Source organism: Flavobacterium cutihirudinis, from assembly GCF_003385895.1.
In the GTDB taxonomy this organism is placed as follows: Bacteria; Bacteroidota; Bacteroidia; order Flavobacteriales; family Flavobacteriaceae; genus Flavobacterium; species Flavobacterium cutihirudinis.
Genome location: NZ_QRDQ01000011.1, coordinates 191,121 through 214,652, shown reverse-complemented (window position 1 = coordinate 214,652; position 23,532 = coordinate 191,121). Strand labels below are relative to the sequence as shown.

Here is a 23,532-nt window from a genome sequence, read left to right as displayed (position 1 = left end):
CATGATATCATTATAAGATATTGAACGTAGTTTTATCTACATTTATTATTGTATTTCGTAAATTACCGCAGCAGTTCTAGGTAATAAATAGCTTCCTGCTCCAACAAGTTTAGTTTTAATTTCAGAAATAGTAACCTGATCTCCTCTACCTGCTCTTGAAAGAACTGATTTACATTGTGCATTTAATTTGTTACCAGTAACAACAACTGTAGGCTGTCCAGCAATTTTAAAGTTAAATCCAACAACATCTAAACCAACTTCGAAATCAAAGTCATTTAATTTAGCACCAATAGTAGCAATTTCTAAGTTAGATTTAGGACCTTTTACAACTCCTTGCTCTCCTCTAATTGTACCATTTGGTCCAGGAATACCTTTAATTCTAAATGTTTTCTTATCAGAAACTTTATCTCCATTTGGTAATGTACCAGTAACTGAAATTGTTGTCTCAGTACCAGAACCTGGGCTCATGTTATATTTACCAGGTTTACCAGCTGAACTTAATCCAGGAGCACTAGCTACTACTTTATTATCAGCAACACCAGCGAATGATACAGAAATTGGGTTAACAACTCCTCTATATACTACATTCATTTTGTCTGCAGAAATTGTAGCAGAGTTTGGTCTTGGAACTACAACATATTTTCCAGCGAATTTTAAAGGAATATTTTTTCCGTCTTCTAAGAAAGAAAATTGTCCATTAATACTTTGCTCTCCAACACCACCAGCAGTTAATGAGATAACAGCTTGTCCATTTACAATTTGTCCAGGACCTTGGAAAGAAGTTGGTTTAGTATTTTCGTCATAACGACCTAAAACTACCTTACCAGTAACTTTTTCTCCTTGGAAATAAGCATTTTTATCTAAAACCACAATTGCTTGGTAATTGCTGTATGAAGCAGCAGCAACAGCAGCTTTTCCTAAAGCAGCACTGTAAACATCAGATTCTGCTTTTTGAACGTCATTTTGCCAAGCTGAAAGTTTAGCTAATGATGCTACCGCAGGAAAACCTTTAAAGTGGTAAGCTAAATATTTATCTTTTAAACCCTCTTTATTAGCTACATCAGAAACATCAAATTTCTTTTCGATCTCAGCTAAGATTGCAGCGTATTTTTTATCAGACAAAGCCGATTTCATAGCTGCTTTATACTTTTCAATGTTAGCTATGATCTCTTTTCCTTTAGCAGTATATCCTTCTCCTGTAAACCAGTTGTCAATATTATCTCCTTTATCCATTGCCTCATATGGCAATTTTCCAGTTTCTTTATCTGTTTCGAAACCTTTTAAAACATCGCCTTTCAAAGAACCAATATATGCGTAGAATTCTTTTGAAGCTGATTCAACTTTATGAGCAGTAACTGCTGCAGTAGCGAATTCTCCTTTTGCTTCAGAAGCTTTTTGATCTAAAGATGTTAACAATCCTGCATTTGATTGTTCTGAAGACGTGTTAGCGCTTTCAAATTTTTCATTCATTAATCCAAAAGCAGATAAAACTTCTTTGGACATATTCATTGCTAACATTGCGATGAAAACCAGATACATCAGGTTAATCATCTTCTGTCTAGGGGTTAATTTTCCTCCTGCCATTTTTTTCTAATTAGTTCTTATTAATAATTTTAATATAATAGTTAAAAACTAATTATCCTTTGTTACTCATTGCAGAAAGCATACCACCGTAAACGCTGTTTAAAGATGCAATATTAGCAGTCATAGATTGCATTTGCTCTTTTAATTTAGCAGCATTGTCAGCGATTTCGCTATTAGCTTGTGCATTTCTTGAAGCACTTTCTAATTGAACTTTATATAAACTGTTTAATGATTCCATTTGTGCAGCTGCCATAGACATTTCTTCAGCATATTTCTTTTGTCCAGCGATAGAATCTACTGTTGGAGAAATTGCTTTTGCAGCTCCTTCGAAGTTTTTGATTGAGTTTCCTAAGCTTGACATTAATTCACCATCAATTTTAGCCTCTTTCAACATTGCGTCTAATTTTTGAGACAATAATCCTTGAGCATCAGATGGAGTTTCAACTTTATCCGCTTTTTTTCTAGCCTGTCCGTTTGCTAATTCTGGGTAAACAAGAGTCCAATCCAATTCATCTTCAACTGGTTCAAAAGCAGAAAGTGCGAAAATTAATGCCTCAGTTACCAATCCAATTGAAAGCATCAATGTTCCTGTTAATGGTCCAATTTCAAAGTGAGTAATTTTGAATAAAGCTCCAATAATTACTACTGCCGCTCCCATACCATAAGCGAAATTCATTGCTTTTTTACTTAATAATGCCATAATACTTTTTTTTAGGTTTTAATTTTAAATAGATTCGATTTGGTTTTTATATTAACTTCAATTTAATATTCTTATTTCTTTTTTCCGCCAGTCACTTGAGTTCCCATGTAATCTTGTACAGTTCTGAAACCAATATAACTTCTAGCAGAGTCAGCATATTCGTGGTCACGAGTACTTACCTGTAGGAAGTAAGCAACGTCTTTCCAAGATCCACCACGAACCACTTTTCTTTGGTTGTTTCCATCAATTACGTTAGGGTTCATTGTTGAAACATATTCATATGCATTTGGATTGTAAGCTGAGTCTGTCCACTCTGAAACGTTTCCTGCCATATTGTATAAACCATAACCGTTTACTTCATACGACTTTGCTTCAACTGTATACAAAGCTTCGTCAGCAGCATAATCACCTCTACTTGGTTTAAAGTTAGCTAAGAAACATCCTCTGTCGCTTTTTGTGTAAGGACCTCCCCAAGGATAAGTTGCAGACTCCAGACCTCCTCTTGCAGCATACTCCCATTCCGCCTCTGTTGGCAATCTGAAAGCATTTACTAAGTCACGTCCTTTTTTCTTAGATTTAATATAGCTGTTTTTATTTAACGTTCTCCAAGCACAGAATGCTTTTGCTTGTTTCCAGGTAACACCAACTACTGGATAATCACCATAAGCTTTATGCCAGAAATAATCATTGTGCATTGGCTCATTATATGAATAAGCGAAATCTTTAATCCAAACTGTAGTATCAGGATAAACGCTTACTTGTTCCGTTTTAACGAAGTCTTTTCTTTTTCCAACTTTAGCTTTTGCAGCAGCTTGGATATCCATCCAAGAATAACGGAATTTCAATTTATTCACGTCAATTGTTCTTAAACCATTGTATGATTCTTCAATTGGCAAATACATAGAGTCCATTACCTCAGCATAATACTCATCCGGATACGCTTTTGTATCTTTAATAAGCTTAACTTTTTTGTTTAGTTTTCTACCTGCATATGGATCATCTTTAGTACCAACACTATAGTAGTTATCATACATATATTTATCATAAGCCGTCATTTTATCCGGTTCTGAGTCGTTAAATGCATAATCAGCAATACTACCGCCTTTTTTACCTTTACCATCACCAGTAGCTTTTTGTCCAGTTTCATCAGCTAAAATAGCAAGACGAACTCTCATTGTAGAGTCTTTTACCCACTCTACAAACTGACGATACTCACTATTTGTAATCTCAGTTTCATCCATATAAAACGAACGAACTGTCACAGTTTTAGTAGGAGCATCTTCAACATTAGCTAAGTCAGCGTCTGATTTACCCATAATAAATGAACCACCTGGAACCAGAGTCATTCCATATGGCTTTTCAGGATGCCATTTCCCTCCTGTAACACCAACTAACTCACCTTTGTCACCTGATTTACCACAGCCAATTACCAGTGTTAACATTGCCGCAAATGCAATAAACTTCTTCATATAAATTTGGATTATCTATTCATTATTATAGTTCGTAAACGTATTTATTATTTTAATAAAAAACAATACTAGTTGCGAATTTTATTTTACCGTTCAAAAATAATGTTAAATAAAATAAAAAAAAAATATTTTATCGACAAACTAGCGTAAAAAATCGACGTAAAGCATTGTTTTTTATAATACATAACTTATTTCTTACTAAATTTTATTAATTAATTTTCTCAAATTTTAAAAATTTAAGATTTTAATTAAAAAATTGATTTACAAAGCATTTTTTCTTTGCGCTTTCCACCATCTTTCAGGCAATTCCTGATTGCAAGCACTCAAATATTCGTCGTAAGAACACGGTAATAACGTATTTCTTTTCAATTTATTGTGACCATTGGAAACGAATGGAATTTCAATCCACCAGCGATCTGTTTTGTCACTTTTGTAAAAAATCAGCTCTTCATCTTCCAAAGGAACAATGTACTTTAAATAGTTGGCTCTGCTTCCAAAAGGATATTCTTTTGAACGGTAGTGATATCCTTCTATGAAATACCAAACAATCTGCGCAATCAATACCGCTTCATGTATTGAACTATTATGATTAAAGATACCAAATGCTGAAACCTTATCACTTATTCCAGAATATCTAGCCAGTGAACATATTTCTTTTCCATTAAACCCATTCGGCTCAAAAGAAACCAAATTTCCTGAAGCAGAAGATTTTACAGAATTCAAATCAATACTAACTAAATCAGCATCTCTAAATACAGGTTCAGCCAATGCAATATTGTTCGAAATTTCGCCTAATCTATAAGCATCAAAAAACAATTTTTCGATTAAATCGATTTCTTCTTGTGAATTATAATACGTCTGATAACCTATATTACAGTAGTTAAAAAGGTTATTTGGCTCATCGATAATGATTTTGGTCAGATAAGAGTTGGCCGAAACTGATTCATTTTCTTTACCGAAATCAAATCGGTTATCGACAGAAACCAAGTTTACCATTTGCTCCAAATCGTCGTAAGCACGATACAAAGCATAAGTCAAATCCTGAGAACCTCCCAGGACTATAGGAATGACTTTATTCTTAATTAAAGAGGCTACTACTTTTTTAAGTGCAAAGTAGGTATCATCTACAGAGTCTCCCGCCAAAATATCTCCAAGGTCTGCAATTGATGCATCCCAGTTACCAGGAAACATATTATATAACTTCTTACGAATAGAAGTCAGATTAACTTCATTGACCATATTGATGTTTCGCCTGTCCTCTAAAACACCAATAATGGCAATATTTATTTTACTTATATCAGGAAATTGATCTTGGGTATGCAAGACAATTTTACTGCCCAATTCTTGAGAAGACAACGAATTAATAAAATTTACAATTCCGTCGTTAACTGGTTCTAGAAAATCAAATTCCATTTATTGTACTTAAATTATTTCTTTTTTGCTGCTGCTTTTTTTGCTGGAGCTTTTTTTGCTGTTGTTGTCTTTTTAGCCGGAGTTTTTTTAGCTGGTGTTTTAGCCGCAATCATTTCCTGAACCTGAGCTAATGTTAATTTAGTTGCATCAACATCTTTACTTAATTCAATTTTGATTTTGCCCTTTGTAATTACTGATCGTCCCCAGCGTGCTTTTTCAACCAAAATTCCTTCTTCTTCCCAATTATGAAGCACTTTATCAATATTCTTCTGTAATTTATCTTCAATTAATTCCTCAACATCAGCCTGAGATAAATTATCAAAATTGTATTTTTTGCTTACATTAACAAAAAGACCATTCCACTTGATAAAAGGACCAAAACGCCCCACACCTTTTTGAACAGCTTCTCCTTTATAAATAGCAATTGGCGCATCGGCAAGTGCTTTTTCGTCAATTAATTCCTGAGCTCTTTCTTTTGAAACACCTAAAGGATCTTCTCCTCTCGGCAATGAAATAAAGACGCTTCCATGACGTACATAAGGACCATAACGTCCATTATTCACTTCCACTTCTTCTCCTTTATATTCACCTAAACTTTTAGGAAGCAAGAATAAATTCAAAGCTTCTTCAAGTGTAATATTTCCAATATTTTGATCAGCCATTAAGCTGGCAAACTTTTTATCTTCATCGTCTGCTTCTCCTATTTGAGCCATTGGCCCAAATTTCCCTAAACGAACAGAAACTTGTCTTCCTTCAGCATCTTTACCAAGAATTCTTTCACCACTTTCACGTTCAGCATTTGCCTCAACTTCTTTTACATTAGGGTGAAATTTATTATAGAAATCCTGCATCATTTTTGCCCAATCGATATTTCCTTCGGCAATTTCGTCAAAATCTTGTTCGACTTTAGCAGTAAAATTATAATCTAATATATTTCCAAAATTCTTTACTAAGAAATCAGTAACAATAGTTCCGATATCTGTAGGAACCAATTTTCCTTTATCAGAACCTGTATTTTCCTTTAACACTTTTTCACCAACTTTACTATTTTGCAAAGTAAGCTGCGTATAATTACGTTCTACACCTTCGAGAGTCCCTTTTTCAACATAATTTCTATTGATAATTGTTGAAATAGTCGGCGCATAAGTAGATGGACGCCCAATTCCAAGTTCTTCCAGTTTTTTAACCAAAGATGCTTCCGTGTAACGTGCCGGTGGTCTTGAATATCGTTCTGTGGCTGTAATATAGTTATTTGCTAGTTTTTCGTTTACTTTTAAAGCCGGAAGCATTCCTTCCTGCTCTTCTTCATCATCATCGTGACCTTCTAAATAAACTTTAAGAAAACCTTCGAAAAGCAATACCTCACCTGAAGCTGTAAAAATTTCATCGTGATTATCTGCTTCAATTTTTACGTTTGTTCGCTCTAACTGTGCATCACTCATTTGAGATGCTAAAGTTCTTTTCCAGATCAAATCATATAAACGAGCCTGATCACGATCAATATTAACTGTATGAAGTGACATATCAGTTGGACGAATTGCTTCGTGTGCCTCTTGTGCTCCTTTGCTTTTATTTGCAAAAGTTCTCGGTTTCGAGAATTCTTTTCCGTATGATTTTATGATTTCAGCTTCAGCAGCAGCCATTGCTTCTTTTGAAAGATTTACCGAATCTGTTCTCATATAAGTAATAAGTCCGGCCTCGTATAAACGCTGTGCTAACTGCATTGTGATTCCAACCGGCAAGTACAATTTTCTAGCTGCTTCCTGTTGAAGCGTCGAAGTTGTAAAAGGTGCTGTTGGTGATTTTTTGGTAGGTTTAGTTTCTAAATCTGCTACCTTATATTTAGAACCGATATTTTTGTTTAAAAAATCTTCGGCTTCTTTTTTCGTATTGAAATTTTTTGGAAGTTTAGCTTTGAAAGCTTTTCCGGCTTCGTTTACAAATTCAGCAACTATTGAGTACGTTGCAACTGCATTAAAATTCTGAATTTCGCGTTCTCTTTCAACAATCAAACGTACCGAAACTGATTGTACACGACCAGCTGAAAGTCCACCTTTGATTTTTCTCCATAAAACCGGAGATAATTCATAACCCACTAAACGATCCAGAACACGACGTGCCTGTTGTGCGTTTACTAAATTATAATCAATTTCTCTTGGATTATCGATCGCTTTAAGAATCGCAGATTTTGTAATCTCATGAAAAACAATTCGTTTGGTTTTTTTTGTATCCAGTTTTAATTCTTCCGCCAAGTGCCAAGAAATAGCCTCTCCCTCGCGGTCCTCATCGGATGCTAACCAAACCGTTTCGGCATTTTTAGATAGTGTTTTCAGTTTGCTTACCAAGGCTTTTTTATCCGGAGAAACTTCATATTTCGGTTTAAAACCATTTTCTACATCTACTCCTATTTCCTTTGATGGTAAGTCGGCTATGTGACCATAACTTGACTCCACCTGAAAATCGTTTCCAAGAAATTTCTCGATCGTTTTCGCCTTTGCAGGTGACTCCACTATTACTAAATTCTTTGCCATTGCTCTTATTTTCTGCAACAAAAGTATCTATTTTTTTTAAATATTAACCTTGTCGGCGAATTTTTGAGTTATTTTAATATTATGTTTCTCAAAATTGAAGATTTATCTGTAATCCTATCCATTATATATATAGGTGTAATTTTTAGTTGATTATGACAGAGAATTGTTCTTTTGAAACCGATTGCCCTAGCCCAGATTGCAGCGAAAAGCCCGGAGTAAAAAAAGCAAAGTTTCTTGTTTTAAAAAAGCGACCAACGGAAGCTCTTTTTAAAACATTAGAAACTTTGCTTTTTTTATGTCCCGATAGCTATCGGGATGTAGCGGAAAGCTGGAATAGCTTCTTATAATTATTAATTGTAAATTGTGAGTTGTAAATTTTCACTTAACTATTTTCTAGATTAAAGTCTGCAATTGAAGGATCTGTCAATAATTCTCAAAACATTGTTAATTCTTTATCTGACATCTTGTCATCTTTACACCTTTTACGCTATCTTTGCACTTTGAAATTTTACAATGGAAAAGATTATTGAAGAAAGCAAACAAGGTGAAAGTCTTGTTTTAGAAAATAAACCCGAGAATACTAAAAAACTATTCATAGAAAGTTACGGCTGTGCGATGAATTTTTCAGACAGTGAAGTTGTTGCTTCGATTTTGTCTGACGGAGGATACAACACTACTTCTGTTCTAGAAGAAGCCGATTTGGTTTTGGTGAACACTTGCTCAATTAGAGATAAAGCCGAACAAACTATTCGTAAACGTCTTGAAAAATACAACGCAGTAAAACGCACTAATCCGAAAATGAAAGTAGGCGTTTTAGGCTGTATGGCAGAACGTTTGAAAAGTCAGTTTCTTGAAGAAGAAAAAATAGTCGACCTTGTTGTTGGGCCTGATGCTTATAAAGATCTTCCAAATTTATTGGCAGAAGTTGAAGAAGGACGTGACGCGATCAATGTAATTTTATCAAAAGAAGAAACTTACGGAGATATTTCGCCAGTTCGTTTGATGAGCAACGGAATCACAGCTTTGGTTTCTATAACTCGTGGTTGCGATAATATGTGTACCTTCTGCGTTGTACCTTTTACACGCGGGCGTGAGCGCAGTCGTGAACCACAAAGTATTATGACCGAAATTCAGGATTTATGGAATAAAGGTTTTAAGGAAATTACGCTTCTAGGACAAAATGTTGACAGTTACCTTTGGTACGGTGGCGGTTTGAAGAAAGATTTCGTAAACGCTTCTGAAATGCAAAAAGCAACTGCGGTAGATTTTGATCAATTGCTTGAAATGGTTGCGGTTGGTTTTCCTAAAATGCGTATTCGATTTTCGACTTCGAATCCACAGGATATGCATGAAAGCATTCTACATGTTATAGCAAAATATCCAAATATTTGCAAACACATTCACTTGCCGGTTCAGTCTGGAAGTAACAGAATTTTAAAAGAAATGAATCGTCTGCATTCTCGTGAAGAATATATGGCTTTGATTGACAAAATTAGAGCAATTGTTCCAGATGCTTCGATTTCGCAAGATATGATTGCCGGTTTCCCAACTGAAACTGAAGAAGATCACCAAGACACTATGAGCTTGATGGAATATGTAAAATATAATTTCGGTTATATGTATTCGTATTCGGAACGTCCTGGAACTTTGGCCGGAAGAAAAATGAAAGACGATGTTGAGGAAGAAACAAAAGCCCGAAGACTTCAAGAAATTGTCGATTTACAACAAAAACATGCTTGGTTTAGAAGTGAGGAATTTGTTGGAAAAACCGTTGAAGTTTTAGTCGAAAAAGTTTCTAAAAAATCAAAAGACGAATTCTCCGGAAGAAATTCTCAGAGTATAACAGTTGTTTTCCCAAAAGAAAATTATAAAATTGGAGATTTCGTAAATGTAAAAATCACAAGCTGTACTAGTGGAACTTTAAAAGGTGAAGCTGTTGGGCTTAGTAGCATGAATTAAGTTTTTTTTGCCACAGATTAAAAGGATTAAAATGATTTTTTTGTATTATTTTTCTTTCTTTATTTTAGATTTGTGGTAAAATAAATTTTTATGCAACATTATAGAGAAAAAGACACTTATAAGATTATTGGAATTTGTATGGAAGTACACCGAAATCTTGGGCCAGGTCTATTAGAAATAGTTTACAAAGACGCTTTAGAACTAGAATTTAAAGAAAATCAAATTCCTTTCGAAAGAGAAAAAGAATATTCAATTGAGTATAAAGGAACTATTTTACCTCATAAATTTTATGCAGATTTTATAATCAATGAAGATATTGTTTTAGAGGTAAAAGCAATAAAAGAATTTTCAAATGAACATATTGCTCAGATCTTAAATTACATTAAACTATCAGATTCTGAAGTAGGATTACTTGTAAATTTTCAAACAAAATCCCTTCAATATAAAAGATATATTTTATAATTTAGGTAATCTGTGTTAATCATTTTAATCTGTGGCAAAAAACATAAGCCAAAGTTTTAAGTTTTAGAGAAAAGCTGAAACCTGAAACAAAAAACTTGAAACAAAACATATGGAAACAGTTCAAGCAATAAAACAGCGATTTGAGATTATTGGAAATGATCCAAAATTAAATCGCGCCATCGAAAAAGCCATTCAGGTTGCTCCAACTGATATTTCGGTTATGGTGACTGGGGAAAGTGGTGTCGGTAAAGAAAATATTCCTAGAATTATACATTCACTTTCACATAGAAAGCACGGAAAATATATTGCCGTAAACTGCGGAGCGATTCCAGAAGGGACAATTGACAGTGAACTTTTCGGTCACGAGAAAGGCGCTTTTACAGGAGCTACAAGTACGCGTGAAGGATATTTTGAAGTTGCAGACGGCGGAACAATTTTCCTTGATGAAGTTGGAGAACTGCCTTTAACAACTCAAGTTCGTTTGCTTCGTGTTTTAGAAAATGGCGAATTCATAAAAGTAGGTTCGTCTCAGGTTCAAAAAACGAATGTGAGAATTGTAGCGGCAACCAATGTGAATCTATTCAATGCCATCGAAAAAGGAAAATTCCGCGAGGATTTATACTATCGTTTAAGCACTGTCGAAATCACTCTACCGCCTTTGCGCGAAAGAAATGAAGACATTCATTTATTATTTAGAAAGTTTGTAGCCGATTTTGCTCATAAATACAAAATGCCGCCTTTAAGACTGGACGATGATGCTGTACAACTTTTACAAAAGTTTAGATGGAGCGGAAATATTCGTCAGCTTCGAAATGTGGCGGAGCAGATTTCTGTTTTAGAAACAAACCGAGATATTACATTGGCAACACTTCAATCTTATTTGCCTGCTGAAGGAAGTAATTTACCTTCAGTAATTAGCGATAAGAAAAAGGAAAGCGATTTTAGTACGGAAAGAGACATATTATATAAGGTGCTTTTTGATATGAAAAGCGATTTGAACGATTTGAAAAAACTGACTTTGGAACTGATGAAAAATGGTTCTTCAAAAGTACAGGACATCAATCCTAATTTAATTCAGAAAATCTACGGAAATCAACAAAACGACAGCGAAATTGATTTTGAAGAAGAACCAAGAACCGCTGTAATGACGCCTGCAACACGCGAGGATAATTACCAAATTCAGGATGATAATTATTTGTTTGCCGAAACCATCGAAGAAGAAGAAATTTTACGTTTAGAACAGAAAGAAATCGAAATGATCAAAAAATCATTAGAAAAAAACAAAGGAAAACGTAAAGCGGCAGCAGACGAACTAGGGATATCGGAAAGAACTTTATATCGAAAAATCAAACAATTCGATTTGTAATTTTTTGCCAAAAAGACACAAAGGCGCAAAATGTTTTTTAAACGAAAATGAATATCTTTGAACCAAGCGTGAACAAACTGGCAACGCAACTCTTAAAATTAGAAATGAAAAACTTAAAATATATTTTAATTCTGGTAATTGCAACAACCTTCAGTGGTTGTAGCGTTTATAACTTTACAGGAACAGGAGCAATTGATGCCAAAACATTTCAGGTAAACTTTTTCCAGAATAATGCTGATTTGGTTGAACCTGGAATTGACAGACAATTTACGTTAGCGTTACAGGATTTGATAATGAACCAGACCAATTTGAATTTAGTTTCAAATAGTGGTGATTTAGTTTACGAGGGAGAAATTGTAGATTACAGAATTACTCCAATGACAGCAACAGCTGCGGACGCAAATGGTAATTTGGGAGCATCTCAAAACCGTCTGACAATTCGTGTAAATGTACGATTCTCAAACAGGAAAAAAGAAAAAGATGATTTCGAGAAACCGTTCGAATTTTATTATGACTTCCCAGGAGCAGATTTACCAACAGGAGCCGTTTTGAATACTGCAATTCAAACTATTTTTGAACGAATTACTCAGGATATCTTTAATGAGTCACTGGCTAAATGGTAGTTTCCTTTGTTTAATCGTAAAACCGTTAAATCGATTAAACAACTAAAAAAAATCAACGAGTAAACAGTTAACCGATTAAACAAAAAAATAAATAATGAACGTAACCGATTATACATACCTAATAAATAAGCCTGATACTGTTACAGAAAAACAGGCAGAAGCGTTAGGAGGTGTTTTGAATGAATTTCCGTATTTTCAAAGTGCACGTGCATTGCGACTAAAAGGGCTATACAATCAAAACAGTTTTAAGTATAATTATGCTTTAAAAGTTACCGCGGCGCACACTACTGATAGATCGGTTTTATTTGATTTTATTACTGCAGAATCTTTCACGGCTATTCAAAGCCAGTTCTATGAGCGAAAACTGAGAGATCTTTTAAATATTACCGTTTTTGATAGCGAAATTGTATTAGCTGAAGAGAAAAAGAAACTTGAAGAAATTCGAATTGATCCTATCGAAAAATCTATTTTAGATTCTATAAAAGAAGCAACATCTGCAACTTTTGAAGAGCCCGCAAAAATTGAAGAAAATCCGATTGAAGAAGTAATCGAAGAACCAATTACTCTTTCTGTTCTAGAAGAAACACCAATTGAATCTGCGATTGAAGAACCAGTTATACTTTCCGTTGTAAAAGATGAACAAATTGAACCAATAATTGAAGAACCTACTGTACTTTCTATTACAGAAGAAACACCAATTATTAAGGAACCAAGCCGTACTTTTCTAGAAGACAGATTAGACGATGAAATTCCGGATATCAGAATAGATCCAATTGAAAAATCAGTATTCGATGCTATTAAAGAAGCAGAAACTGTAGTTTTTGAAGAATCTAAAACTCTTGAAGAACCAATCGTTGTTGAAGCTCAAGAAACAGTAAATACTTCTGAAAAAATTCCAACACTGGAAGAATTTGTAGAGATCGAAATTCCGAAAACAGAAACTGTTGAAGAAACTATAACTATTTCAAAACCTGAGGAAATTGAAATTCCTGAAGCTATAATCACGCTTCCAGAAACTGAAACACTTCCGGAGCCTGAAAAAATTGAAATTTCGAAGGCAATAAAAATTGCTGAAGAAAATCTGGAAATTGGAAAACCATTAGATTTTTCTGCGAAAGAGAAGCATTCGTTCCAAGAATGGCTGCAATTAGCCAGAACAGAACCAATTGACAGAACTAAAGAGGCCCCGATAGAACAAAATCTGCCAGAAAATACAATTGAAAAAGCAGAACAAACATTAGGAACGGTCGCTGAAGAAGAAAAAACAGAAGAAGAAAAAAAGAAAAAAGCTGAAATAATTGATCGATTTATTGAAGCAAATCCAAAAATTTCTCCTATAAAGCAAACGGCGATAACAGCGTCAATTCAGCTTGACATCAATAAAGACGAGAGTTCTTATTTAATGACAGAGACTTTAGCACGAGTATATTTAGAACAAAAAAAATATACAAAAGCAATTCAGGCATATGAAATATTAATTTTGAAATATCCAGAAAAAATTACTTTCTTTGCAGACCGCATATCGGATATAAAGATTTTACAACAAAATAACAATAACAATAATTAAGTAATGAGCACATTTTCAATTTTTTTAGTTTTAATCACAATAGTTTGTTTTCTATTGATCGTAGTAATTATGGTACAGAACCCAAAAGGAGGAGGATTATCTTCTACTATCAGCGGAACTCAAATGTTAGGTGGTGTACAAAAAACAACTGACTTTTTAGATAAAAGTACTTGGACACTAGCTACTATTTTGATCGTTTTAGTTTTACTTTCTAGCTTAAGCTTTACAGGATCATTAAACGATACAGGATCTAAAATCATTGAGAAAACTGATGCACCAGCTGCAACTACACCAGCTGCACCAGCACAACAAACTCCTGCTCCAGCAGCACCTGCAGCAAAATAATAATTTTGATATAAATTAAAATGCCAGCCTGTCAAAGCTGGCATTTTTTTTAGGAAATAATGTCAGTTTTAGCAGCATGGCATAATTTCTGAAAGTTTACAGAACATTAAAAAACGTATAACTAATAATAATATAAAATCATGGCATTAAACATTAAACCACTTTCAGACCGCGTACTTATTGAGCCTGTTGCAGCTGAAACTAAAACTGCCTCAGGTATTTTTATTCCAGATACTGCCAAAGAAAAACCACAAAAAGGAACTGTAGTTGCAGTAGGAAACGGATCTAAAGATCATACAATGACTGTAAAAGTTGGAGATACTGTTCTTTACGGAAAATACGCAGGTACTGAACTAAAACTAGAAGGTACTGATTATTTAATTATGCGTGAGGATGATATCCTAGCAATTATCTAAAGATTGCTATAAGCTGTAAGCTATAGGCTATAAGCTTCCAAAAAAGCGTAAAGCCTACTGTCTAAAGCCTAAAGCAAACAAAAAATGAGAGATTTTAAAAAATACGATATTTGGCAGCTAAGTCATTCTTTCACTTTAGAAATCTATAAAATAACTTCTCTTTTTCCTAAAGAAGAATTATACGGATTAACAAGTCAGATTAGAAGAGCATCTTCATCAATCCCAACTAATATCAGTGAAGGATGCGGAAGAAATAGCGACAAAGAGTTCAATCAATTTCTCAACATAGCTTTAGGTTCTGCCAATGAAACAGAATATCTATTGATTTTAGCTAAAGATTTGCAATATCTAAATAATGAAATTGCAGAAAATCAAATAGAAAAAATCAACAGCATAAAAAGCAAAATTTACAAACTAAAACAAGTATTAATTAAGCTTTAAGCCATATGCTATAAGCCGTAAGCTTTCCCAAAAAGCCTAAAGCCTAAAGCCTAAAGCAAACAAAAAATATTAACCCAGCAGTAGAAAGGCTTAAAGCCTAAAGCCTACTGCCTAAAGCAAATAAAAAATGGCAAAAGATATAAAATTTGATATTGAAGCACGTGACGGATTAAAGCGTGGTGTTGATGCATTGGCAAATGCTGTAAAAGTAACTCTTGGACCAAAAGGTCGTAACGTAATTATCGGAAAATCATTTGGTGGACCAACTGTTACTAAAGATGGTGTTTCTGTTGCAAAAGAAATCGAATTAAAAGACCCATTAGAAAATATGGGCGCACAAATGGTGAAAGAAGTTGCTTCTAAAACCAATGATTTAGCGGGTGACGGAACTACAACTGCTACAGTTTTAGCTCAGGCTATCGTAAAAGAAGGTCTTAAAAACGTTGCTGCAGGTGCAAATCCAATGGACTTGAAACGTGGTATCGACAAAGCGGTTGAAACTATCGTTGCTGACTTAGCAAAACAAGCTAAAGTGGTTGGAAGCGATTCAGACAAAATCAAACAAATTGCTTCTATCTCGGCTAACAATGACGAAGTTATTGGTGAATTAATCGCTACTGCTTTCGCTAAAGTTGGAAAAGAAGGTGTTATCACTGTTGAAGAAGCTAAAGGAACTGATACTTTCGTTGACGTGGTTGAAGGAATGCAGTTTGACAGAGGATATCTTTCTCCTTACTTCGTTACAAATCCAGAGAAAATGGAAGTTGAATTAGACTCTCCATACATCTTATTATACGACAAAAAAGTATCTTCTTTAAAAGAATTACTTCCAGTTTTAGAGCCAGTTGCTCAATCAGGAAAACCATTATTGATTATTGCTGAAGATGTTGACGGAGAAGCTCTTTCTACATTAGTAGTAAACAAATTAAGAGGTGCTCTTAAAATTGCTGCTGTAAAAGCGCCAGGTTTTGGTGACAGAAGAAAAGCAATGTTAGAAGATATCGCAATCTTAACTGGTGGAACTGTAATTTCTGAAGAAAGAGGTTATACATTAGAAAATACAACTATCGAAATGTTAGGAAACGCAAAAAGAGTTTCTATCGATAAAGACAATACAACTATCGTAAGTGGTGCTGGTGAAGCGGATATCATTAAAAACCGTGTAAACCAAATTAAAGGTCAGATGGAAACTACTACATCTGATTACGATAAAGAAAAGTTGCAAGAGCGTTTGGCTAAATTAGCTGGTGGTGTTGCTGTTCTTTACGTTGGTGCTGCTTCTGAAGTTGAAATGAAAGAGAAAAAAGACAGAGTTGATGACGCTTTACACGCAACTCGTGCTGCTGTTGAAGAAGGAATCGTTGCTGGTGGTGGTGTTGCTTTATTAAGAGCTAAACTTGCTTTAGCTGACTTAAAAGCAGACAACGCTGACGAAGCAACTGGAATCCAAATTGTTTCTCGCGCAGTTGAATCTCCATTAAGAACTATCGTTGAAAATGCTGGTCTTGAAGGTTCTGTTGTTGTGGCTAAAGTTGCTGAAGGTTCTGGCGATTTTGGATACAATGCTAAAACTGACGAATACGTAGACATGCTTAAAGCTGGAATTATCGATCCTAAAAAAGTAACTCGTGTGGCTCTTGAAAACGCTGCATCTGTTTCTGGAATGATCCTTACTACAGAATGTGCATTAATTGATATTAAAGAAGAAAGCGCTGGCGGAATGCCAATGGGTGGCGGAATGCCAGGAATGATGTAATTCATTCTCTTCTTAAAATTTAAAACGCCAGATATTTATCTGGCGTTTTTTTTTGCCACTAATTACACGAATTTGAACGAATTGTTTTGTGTAAAAAAAGGTTTGCCACAGATTAAAAGATTCCCACAGATTATAATCTTTTTAATCCTTTAATCTGTGGCAAAAAAATATTCGTAAAGATTAGAAAAAATAATTCGTGCAATTAGTGGCAACCCTTTTATTTAACATTCTCTTTTTCTTTAAAAAATCTCTTATCTCTACCTTTGCGTTTCTATTTAAAATTGCAAAATGAGAAAATTTACAACTCACCTTTTATCTTTTACACTCTTACTTCTTACTACTTTTTTACAAGCCCAAACCAATAAAGATGCTTATGTCGTTTTAGTTTCTATGGATGGATTTCGCTGGGATTATCAGAAACAATTCAATCTTCCAAATTTGAAACAGATTGAGAAAAAAGGCGTTCATGCAAAGTCAATGAAACCGTCTTATCCAAGCAAAACTTTTCCAAATCATTATTCAATCGTTACGGGACTTTATCCGGATCATCACGGAATTATTAATAACGTTTTTTATGATTCGGCTTTAAATGAATCTTTCTCATTATCAAGCAAAGCAAAAAATGATTCGAGATTTTATGGTGGAAATCCGATTTGGAATTTAGCCGAACAGCAAGGTGTAAAAACAGCTTCTTTCTTCTGGCCGGGTTCTGATATTGACAACAGAAATCCAAGTATTTACAAAAAATATGATAGCAAAATTCCGTATGGCGCTCGAATTGATACGGTTTTAAAATGGTTGCAGCTTCCAGAAAAACAGCGTCCGCATTTTGTTACTTTATATTTTGACGAACCAGATCATACGGGTCATAATTTTGGTCCGCTTTCGCCAGAAAATAAAAAAATGGTCATCAAAATGGATTCTATTATGGGTGAATTATCCAGAAGATTAGATGAGCTTTCTATTGGAAAACAAATCAATTTGATTATTGTTTCTGATCACGGAATGGCCGCTATCAGCAATGATAAAAAAGTAGCCGTTTTAGATTATTTAAAACCAGAATGGCTAGGTTATAAAGATGTAATTAACCCAATTATGAGCCTTCAGGCAAAAGCAGGGTATCACGATTCTATTGCTAATGCTTTGAAAAAAGTACCTCACATTCATTTTTGGAAATCGACCGAAGTTCCAAAAAGACTGCATTTCGGAACTAATCCACGTGTGCATGATTTTGTGATTGAAGCTGATAAAGGATGGAGTTTGGTTAGCAAAGAAAGCACGCATATTAAAGGCGGAACTCATGGTTATGATAACAATGAAAAAGATATGCATGCTATTTTTTATGCTAAAGGCCCAAATTTTAAAGTCGATAAAACAGTTAAAACATTCCAGAATGTTTCGGTTTATCCTTTAATAGCGCATATTTTAGGTTTGCAAATTGGCGAAATTGACGGGAAATTGAGCGATGTTGAGGCGATGCTTCGCTAATTAGATAATGGGCAATTTGATAATGTGTCAATTTGATAATTTGATAATTTGATAATTTGATAATTTGATAACGAACTGAATGTCACCCTGAGCGGAGTCGAAGGGCACTCCAATTGGCACGTGGGCTTCGACTCCGCTCAGCCTGACAAAAAACAAACCCGACAGGTTTTTAAAAAAACTGTCGGGTTTGTTGCGTTTAGGTCGTGGATTTATATCACGTGTATAAATTGTGGTTACATTGCGCATAAGATGCATTAAAATGCGTCTCTACATATACGTTGTGTTGATATAATTACCTAATTAACTCACTACCTTGTATGTTGGATCGTCGATGACATTTACCTTAATAACCGCATCGGCATTTTTTAGTAATTGCCTGCAGTCTTCGCTTAAATGCTGTAGCTCTATTGTTTTATTTAGCTGATTGTATTTTTTGGTCAGATTGTTTAGTGCTTCAATTGCCGACATATCAGAAACGCGGCTTTCTTTAAAATCAATTATCACGTGATTTGGATCATTTTGAATGTCAAATTTCTCCATGAAAGCAGCTACCGACCCAAAGAATAATGGTCCATAAATCTCGTAATGTTTCACTCCATTTTCATCAATAAAATGCCTTGCACGGATTCTTTTGGCACTTTCCCAAGCAAAAACCAAAGCTGAAATAATTACACCAATTAAAACCGCTAAAGCCAAATTATGCAATACAATTGTAATTACAGCAACTAAAATTCCGACGAAAATATCATGCTTCGGCATTTTATTTATAATCCTGAAACTTGCCCATTCAAAAGTCGTGATGGCTACCATCATCATTACCCCGACCAAAGCTGCCATTGGCAATTTCCCAATAACTGGTGCTCCAAAAAGTATTATTATTAAAATCGTCAGTGCCGCAATAATTCCTGAAAGTCTGGCTCTCGAACCGGCTCCAAGATTCACTAAAGTCTGCGCAATCATAGGACAACCGCCCATTCCGTAAAAAAAGCCGTTTAAGATGTTCGAACTTCCTTGTGCGATACACTCTCTGTTACTGTTTCCTCTTGTTCCTGTAATTTCATCGACCAGATTCAGCGTAAGCAAACCTTCAGTAAGACCAACTGCAGCAACAATTACCGAGTACGGAAATATGATTTTAAAAGTCTCGAAAGAAAGCGGAATATTCGGGATATGAAAAGGAGGAAATCCGCCTTGAACTGAGGCAATATCTTCTACTGTTTTGGTTTCTATATTAAAAACAATTACCAAAGCAAAAACGACCATAATAGCTACTAAAGATGCCGGAACTGCTTTTGTAATCTTCGGAAAAACCAAAACAATCGCAATAGTCAAAGCTACCAAACCAAGCATAATATACAGAGGAGTTCCCTGAAGCCAGGAAACCTGACCATTAATAACAGTTTTAAACTGCTCCAACTGCGACATAAAAATCACAACTGCCAAACCGTTTACAAAACCAAACATCACAGGCTGTGGAACTAAGCGAATAAATTTTCCGAGTTTAAAAAGTCCGATACAGATTTGAACAACACCGCCAAGTGCGACGGCTGCAAAAACATATTCTATTCCGTGCGATTTCATCAGAGCAATCAAAACAATTACTGTCGCTCCTGCCCCACCTGAAATCATTCCTGGTCTTCCGCCAAAAATAGCTGTTACCAACCCGGCAATAAAAGCGGCATACAAACCAACTAAAGGTGGAAATCCGGCCAAAATAGCAAACGATAAGGATTCCGGAATCATCGTCATGGCAACGGTTAAACCGGCTAAAATTTCGTTTTTATAATTAACTTTCTGGGTAAAATCGAAGAGTTGGAACGCTTTTTTCATAGACCGCAAATGTAGAAAATAATCCCCAAATGAGAATTAAGCTTTACTCACCGCTTATTCTAATCGAACACAAGTATATCCGAGACAATGCACATAGTCAATTATATTATCACATTCAAGGTCAATTCCTTCAACCCTCAATATTTTATCACAGTCTTCCAGATCGAAATTAACCTTATAATTAGGAAACTGGCTCTGAATAATAGCGATGACATAATTTTTGTCTGACTCTTTCTGCACATTCGTTTTAAAAACTTCCACTACCATAACCTCTTAGATTTGAGTATTTTAAAGTTAAGAAAAAACTTTCATTTAAACAATGAGAAAATGCGGCAATGAGAAAATGCGGCAATTTGATAATATATAACAATATTATCCATCTCATAATTCATAACTCATAATTCATGACTCATAATTCAAAATTGATTAACCTAAACTATCACAACTAAACCGCATTAAGAACATTACTTACTATTGTCGTCTTTTAAGTTTACGGATATAATTTATTTATTAACTTAAATCAAAAAGAGTATGCCTTTAGAAAACCTAAACGGACTTCATTACACTGCAGCAGAAAAAACAAATGTAAATGCTTCGATGGCGAGCATGGAAAATTCTCTAACTCCCAAATTTAAAAACCTTAGCCCGGAGGAGCGCAGCAGGTATGGAAGCGTAAACGAGCAAAACAAACTTTTAATTAACAAAGTCAGAGATTTTAGAAACAGTCAGCCTGCTATGAGCAGCCCTGATGTTGACTGGCTGGAGTTTCAAAATGATTGCGACTCGAGAGAGTTTCTGCAAAACACGATTATGCGTTTAGAAGCTATCCTAAACAATCTAAAAAACAACAAAACCCTTCACGATTACGATTGTTATCACGTCGCCTTGACGGATTACGATTATAGTAAATACAAAGCAGGTAGCAAGACTGCAGGTTTTGAGGTTAAAGTGAAGGAGTTGGCGCAGTTTTTTAATAGAACCGGTGCCACTGCCGAGAAGAAAATTGAAGACCACCTTAATCAGTAATTTTTAAATTTCTAAAAATAAAAAACTCCCGAAATTAAACTTTCGGGAGTTTTTTTATGAATATACCAAAGTTTGACGTTCTATCATCCATCTATGCGGTTCCGAGCTTCATAAATGAGGTAGGCATACGTCAAATTTGGGGTTCTTGACGTCATTTTTGACGTTGGGAACCCCAAATTTGACGGCTAGTAGGGTCATTTTTGGCGTCGAAGGCTTCAAATTTGAGGTTGATGACGTCAAAAATGGATGGTTTTGATTCATCGATGGGGTGTGATGTAAAACCAATAGTGTTGATTTACAAATTGAACCTTATATCCTTCATCAAAAAAAAAACAAGACCCAAAATCTTTATCCGCCAAAGCAAAAAACAGGTATAAATACGTATAACCACAATTTTCTTTTATAGTAATATTGCAGATTAATAGTTTAATTTTTAGCATACAGTTTCTGTAGAGAAACGATAAATTTTGTCACTTTTTTTTGGAATTATAAGTGGGATTTTGAATCGCTGGAACCGATTTAGAATCTCACTTTTTTATTTATAAATAAACCCGAAATACTTCATACCATATAAACAAAAAAGCACTGTTGCAAGAGCGTGATAATTCTGTTTTAGAATTGCTTATAATTTCTGAAGGCAATTAAATCTATGTTAAAAGTGGGCATCCTTTTTAATATTATTGCAAACTTTGCAATACTGTTTAACCCAAACAAAGATTATTATGGAAATGCAAATTATTGAACTTGAAAAAAGATATTGGCAGGGAATGGAAAATCACGATTATGAAACAGTAAAAAATCTGACTCATTTTCCTTGTATTATAGCAGGCAAAAGTGGCTTACAAAGTGTAGATGAAGCCACGTTTAAAAGTATGTTTGAATCAGTAGACGGCAATCATATAAAACTTTTAAGCTTCTCTGATGTAGAATTACAACTACTTAATGAAAGCACTGCGATAACTGCCTATCTAATAGAAATAAAAGTTGCAGACGAGAAACAAAATAGCCCCGTAAAATGTGCCTGTACTTCGACCTGGATTAAGGAAAATGATAATTGGGTTTGTGCCATGCACACCGAAACAGAATTATCGCAGCACTAAATTGCAACCAAATTTAATCAGTAATTTTTACTCAAATATATATCCGCTAAGGGCTTAAGATTAAGATACATTCGTGTATCTTTTTCTTTGCACCTTTGCCACTATAAGCCCATAAGCCTTAAATGATGTATCTTTGAAGCTTAGTACCCTAAGAACCTACAAAACATGACACGAGAACACTATATTCCCTTTAACAAGGAATTTTTACTCGAGCGCCAGATTGCCTCTTTCACAAAAAATCAAAATGAGATAGATGATTTCAAAAAGTTATTTGATATTATCGAACATTATTTTCATTACGAAGCTTTTAACTTAAACAAAAATCTAAAACAAAACTATGCTTTGTTTGATCCTGATTTGAGTAAAAAAGAACGAAAAAGCTTTATTGGCAAAAGTGATTTTTCTCTTTTTAAAGAAACTTTACTAACTGTTTTGGAACAGGGAAATTACAGAAAAATTGATCAGCAAACTTTAAACGAAGCTTTTAAAGATTCAGATCTAATTGGGCTAAATCTTTCTATTGATCTTAATGCTTTCAAAGACTACGAATTGTATGTGCGCGGACATCATAAGTCAAAAGAAAAAGTCAAAAAATATTTCTTTTGGAAGAAAGAAATCGAAATCGAATACTACGATCGCGTACTGATTTACCTTCATTATAATGACACTAATTTTCTTAAAGAAAAGAAAGTGAAAGTAGGGAAAATGCCTTTTGAACCGGGATCTGTTGTTCTGAAAATCTTTAAGCGAGTTCCAAAAAATGACTTGGAAACTATTTTCCCAAATGCCATTCCGAGAATGTCTTTGAAAGATAAAATGCTACTTTGGGTTCCGGGAATTTTTGGTGGAATTTCATTACTGAGCGCTAAGGTAATTCCGGCTCTAATCAATATGTATGATGCGTATGAAACCGGCGAAGCAATAGATTTATTAAACAGCAAAACCTCTTTGAATCAAGGTTTAATCGCTTTGGGAATCTTATCTGCCTATTGCTTTCGACAATACAATAATTTTGTGAACAAGAAAATCCGCTATTCTAAATTGCTTTCGGATAGTTTGTATTTTAAAAATATCGGAAACAACAGCGGCGCTTTTTATTCCCTTTTAAATTCTTCTGAAGAAGAAGTGCTTAAAGAAACCATTTTAGCCTATAGCTTTTTGTATAAAAGTGAAAGCCCACTGACTGCTGAAGAATTGGATTCTCAAATTGAAACCTGGTTTAACGAAGAACTAAATACCGATTTAGATTTTAACGTAAAAAATGCATTATCTAAGCTGAAAAGTATTGGCCTCGGCATAGAAAACGATGGTAAATGGAGCGTTATTGATCTAGACAAAGCACTTGTTACTATTGATGAATTGTGGGATAATGTTTTTGAATATAATGTTGCTCAAAAAATCTAATTTCGACTCTCGCAGATTTGGCAGATTAAACAGATTTTAATCTAAAAAAAAA

Annotated in this window: 19 protein-coding genes; 13 read left to right on the top strand and 6 right to left on the bottom strand. The window is 34.6% G+C overall.

Going from position 1 to position 23,532, the window contains the following annotated elements; genetic code table 11:
- Window positions 1–45: 45 nt before the first annotated feature.
- The 5 genes from porM to topA all read right to left on the bottom strand — a co-directional run bounded on the left by porM (window position 46) and on the right by topA (window position 7,697).
- The gene (gene porM / locus BD847_RS17500; protein ID WP_115889559.1) at window positions 46–1,584 is read right to left on the bottom strand and encodes a type IX secretion system motor protein PorM/GldM; all 1,539 of its coding nucleotides are present in this window, start codon (window positions 1,582–1,584) and stop codon (window positions 46–48) included.
- A gap of 52 nt (window positions 1,585–1,636) precedes the next feature.
- Window positions 1,637–2,284 carry a type IX secretion system motor protein PorL/GldL gene (gene porL / locus BD847_RS17495; protein ID WP_115889558.1) on the bottom strand — a complete coding sequence of 216 codons (648 nt, stop codon included), beginning with the start codon at window positions 2,282–2,284 and terminating at the stop codon, window positions 1,637–1,639.
- 71 nt (window positions 2,285–2,355) lie between these two features.
- Window positions 2,356–3,753: a T9SS ring complex lipoprotein PorK/GldK gene (porK, locus tag BD847_RS17490; RefSeq protein ID WP_115889557.1), complete on the bottom strand. Its 1,398-nt coding sequence runs from the start codon at window positions 3,751–3,753 to the stop codon at window positions 2,356–2,358.
- Window positions 3,754–4,014: 261 nt separating this feature from the next.
- Entirely contained in the window at window positions 4,015–5,166 is a 1,152-nt protein-coding gene (locus BD847_RS17485; protein WP_115889556.1) for a formimidoylglutamase, read from the bottom strand.
- A 14-nt stretch (window positions 5,167–5,180) separates the two neighbouring features.
- The gene (gene topA, locus BD847_RS17480; RefSeq protein WP_115889555.1) at window positions 5,181–7,697 is read right to left on the bottom strand and encodes a type I DNA topoisomerase; all 2,517 of its coding nucleotides are present in this window, start codon (window positions 7,695–7,697) and stop codon (window positions 5,181–5,183) included.
- Between the two features lie 513 nt (window positions 7,698–8,210).
- Between topA and miaB the strand changes: the two genes are divergently transcribed.
- The 10 genes from miaB (at window position 8,211) to BD847_RS17425 (ending at window position 18,120) form a co-directional block, all read left to right on the top strand.
- Window positions 8,211–9,656, top strand: a complete 1,446-nt coding sequence (gene miaB, locus BD847_RS17470) for a tRNA (N6-isopentenyl adenosine(37)-C2)-methylthiotransferase MiaB (RefSeq protein ID WP_115889553.1) — start codon at window positions 8,211–8,213, stop codon at window positions 9,654–9,656.
- A 90-nt stretch (window positions 9,657–9,746) separates the two neighbouring features.
- The gene (locus BD847_RS17465) at window positions 9,747–10,118 is read left to right on the top strand and encodes a GxxExxY protein (RefSeq protein WP_115889552.1); all 372 of its coding nucleotides are present in this window, start codon (window positions 9,747–9,749) and stop codon (window positions 10,116–10,118) included.
- 109 nt (window positions 10,119–10,227) lie between these two features.
- Window positions 10,228–11,484, top strand: a complete 1,257-nt coding sequence (locus BD847_RS17460; protein WP_115889551.1) for a sigma-54 interaction domain-containing protein — start codon at window positions 10,228–10,230, stop codon at window positions 11,482–11,484.
- A 104-nt stretch (window positions 11,485–11,588) separates the two neighbouring features.
- Window positions 11,589–12,107: an LptE family protein gene (locus BD847_RS17455; RefSeq protein ID WP_115889674.1), complete on the top strand. Its 519-nt coding sequence runs from the start codon at window positions 11,589–11,591 to the stop codon at window positions 12,105–12,107.
- A 94-nt stretch (window positions 12,108–12,201) separates the two neighbouring features.
- A complete protein-coding gene (locus tag BD847_RS17450; RefSeq protein ID WP_115889550.1) occupies window positions 12,202–13,674 on the top strand; it encodes a tetratricopeptide repeat protein in 1,473 nt (490 codons plus the stop codon).
- Between the two features lie 3 nt (window positions 13,675–13,677).
- Window positions 13,678–14,019, top strand: coding sequence for a preprotein translocase subunit SecG (secG, locus tag BD847_RS17445; RefSeq protein ID WP_115889549.1), 342 nt, complete (start codon window positions 13,678–13,680; stop codon window positions 14,017–14,019).
- A gap of 140 nt (window positions 14,020–14,159) precedes the next feature.
- Window positions 14,160–14,435 (top strand): co-chaperone GroES, encoded by a 276-nt coding sequence (locus BD847_RS17440; protein WP_012023920.1) that lies wholly within the window; start codon window positions 14,160–14,162, stop codon window positions 14,433–14,435.
- Between the two features lie 84 nt (window positions 14,436–14,519).
- Entirely contained in the window at window positions 14,520–14,876 is a 357-nt protein-coding gene (locus BD847_RS17435) for a four helix bundle protein (RefSeq protein WP_115889548.1), read from the top strand.
- Between the two features lie 127 nt (window positions 14,877–15,003).
- The gene (gene groL / locus BD847_RS17430) at window positions 15,004–16,632 is read left to right on the top strand and encodes a chaperonin GroEL (RefSeq protein WP_115889547.1); all 1,629 of its coding nucleotides are present in this window, start codon (window positions 15,004–15,006) and stop codon (window positions 16,630–16,632) included.
- A 288-nt stretch (window positions 16,633–16,920) separates the two neighbouring features.
- The gene (locus tag BD847_RS17425) at window positions 16,921–18,120 is read left to right on the top strand and encodes an alkaline phosphatase family protein (protein ID WP_115889546.1); all 1,200 of its coding nucleotides are present in this window, start codon (window positions 16,921–16,923) and stop codon (window positions 18,118–18,120) included.
- Window positions 18,121–18,420: 300 nt separating this feature from the next.
- Here the strand turns inward: BD847_RS17425 and BD847_RS17420 are convergent, their stop codons facing one another.
- Window positions 18,421–19,950, bottom strand: a complete 1,530-nt coding sequence (locus BD847_RS17420; protein ID WP_115889545.1) for a SulP family inorganic anion transporter — start codon at window positions 19,948–19,950, stop codon at window positions 18,421–18,423.
- 531 nt (window positions 19,951–20,481) lie between these two features.
- Between BD847_RS17420 and BD847_RS17410 the strand changes: the two genes are divergently transcribed.
- The 3 genes from BD847_RS17410 (at window position 20,482) to BD847_RS17400 (ending at window position 23,480) form a co-directional block, all read left to right on the top strand.
- Entirely contained in the window at window positions 20,482–20,976 is a 495-nt protein-coding gene (locus BD847_RS17410) for a hypothetical protein (protein WP_115889543.1), read from the top strand.
- 722 nt (window positions 20,977–21,698) lie between these two features.
- Complete coding sequence (locus BD847_RS17405) at window positions 21,699–22,076, top strand: nuclear transport factor 2 family protein (RefSeq protein ID WP_115889542.1); 378 nt, start codon at window positions 21,699–21,701, stop codon at window positions 22,074–22,076.
- Between the two features lie 165 nt (window positions 22,077–22,241).
- A complete protein-coding gene (locus BD847_RS17400; RefSeq protein ID WP_115889541.1) occupies window positions 22,242–23,480 on the top strand; it encodes a TMEM143 family protein in 1,239 nt (412 codons plus the stop codon).
- The last annotated feature ends 52 nt before the right edge of the window (window positions 23,481–23,532 follow it).

What these genes read in the sequence shown, in the direction of transcription:
- porM (WP_115889559.1), bottom strand. Translation starts at nt 1,584, where the DNA reads ATGGCAGGAGGAAAATTAACCCCTAGACAGAAGATGATTAACCTGATG.
- porL (WP_115889558.1), bottom strand. Translation starts at nt 2,284, where the DNA reads ATGGCATTATTAAGTAAAAAAGCAATGAATTTCGCTTATGGTATGGGA.
- porK (WP_115889557.1), bottom strand. Translation starts at nt 3,753, where the DNA reads ATGAAGAAGTTTATTGCATTTGCGGCAATGTTAACACTGGTAATTGGC.
- BD847_RS17485 (WP_115889556.1), bottom strand. Translation starts at nt 5,166, where the DNA reads ATGGAATTTGATTTTCTAGAACCAGTTAACGACGGAATTGTAAATTTT.
- topA (WP_115889555.1), bottom strand. Translation starts at nt 7,697, where the DNA reads ATGGCAAAGAATTTAGTAATAGTGGAGTCACCTGCAAAGGCGAAAACG.
- miaB (WP_115889553.1), top strand. Translation starts at nt 8,211, where the DNA reads ATGGAAAAGATTATTGAAGAAAGCAAACAAGGTGAAAGTCTTGTTTTA.
- BD847_RS17465 (WP_115889552.1), top strand. Translation starts at nt 9,747, where the DNA reads ATGCAACATTATAGAGAAAAAGACACTTATAAGATTATTGGAATTTGT.
- BD847_RS17460 (WP_115889551.1), top strand. Translation starts at nt 10,228, where the DNA reads ATGGAAACAGTTCAAGCAATAAAACAGCGATTTGAGATTATTGGAAAT.
- BD847_RS17455 (WP_115889674.1), top strand. Translation starts at nt 11,589, where the DNA reads ATGAAAAACTTAAAATATATTTTAATTCTGGTAATTGCAACAACCTTC.
- BD847_RS17450 (WP_115889550.1), top strand. Translation starts at nt 12,202, where the DNA reads ATGAACGTAACCGATTATACATACCTAATAAATAAGCCTGATACTGTT.
- secG (WP_115889549.1), top strand. Translation starts at nt 13,678, where the DNA reads ATGAGCACATTTTCAATTTTTTTAGTTTTAATCACAATAGTTTGTTTT.
- BD847_RS17440 (WP_012023920.1), top strand. Translation starts at nt 14,160, where the DNA reads ATGGCATTAAACATTAAACCACTTTCAGACCGCGTACTTATTGAGCCT.
- BD847_RS17435 (WP_115889548.1), top strand. Translation starts at nt 14,520, where the DNA reads ATGAGAGATTTTAAAAAATACGATATTTGGCAGCTAAGTCATTCTTTC.
- groL (WP_115889547.1), top strand. Translation starts at nt 15,004, where the DNA reads ATGGCAAAAGATATAAAATTTGATATTGAAGCACGTGACGGATTAAAG.
- BD847_RS17425 (WP_115889546.1), top strand. Translation starts at nt 16,921, where the DNA reads ATGAGAAAATTTACAACTCACCTTTTATCTTTTACACTCTTACTTCTT.
- BD847_RS17420 (WP_115889545.1), bottom strand. Translation starts at nt 19,950, where the DNA reads ATGAAAAAAGCGTTCCAACTCTTCGATTTTACCCAGAAAGTTAATTAT.
- BD847_RS17410 (WP_115889543.1), top strand. Translation starts at nt 20,482, where the DNA reads ATGCCTTTAGAAAACCTAAACGGACTTCATTACACTGCAGCAGAAAAA.
- BD847_RS17405 (WP_115889542.1), top strand. Translation starts at nt 21,699, where the DNA reads ATGGAAATGCAAATTATTGAACTTGAAAAAAGATATTGGCAGGGAATG.
- BD847_RS17400 (WP_115889541.1), top strand. Translation starts at nt 22,242, where the DNA reads ATGACACGAGAACACTATATTCCCTTTAACAAGGAATTTTTACTCGAG.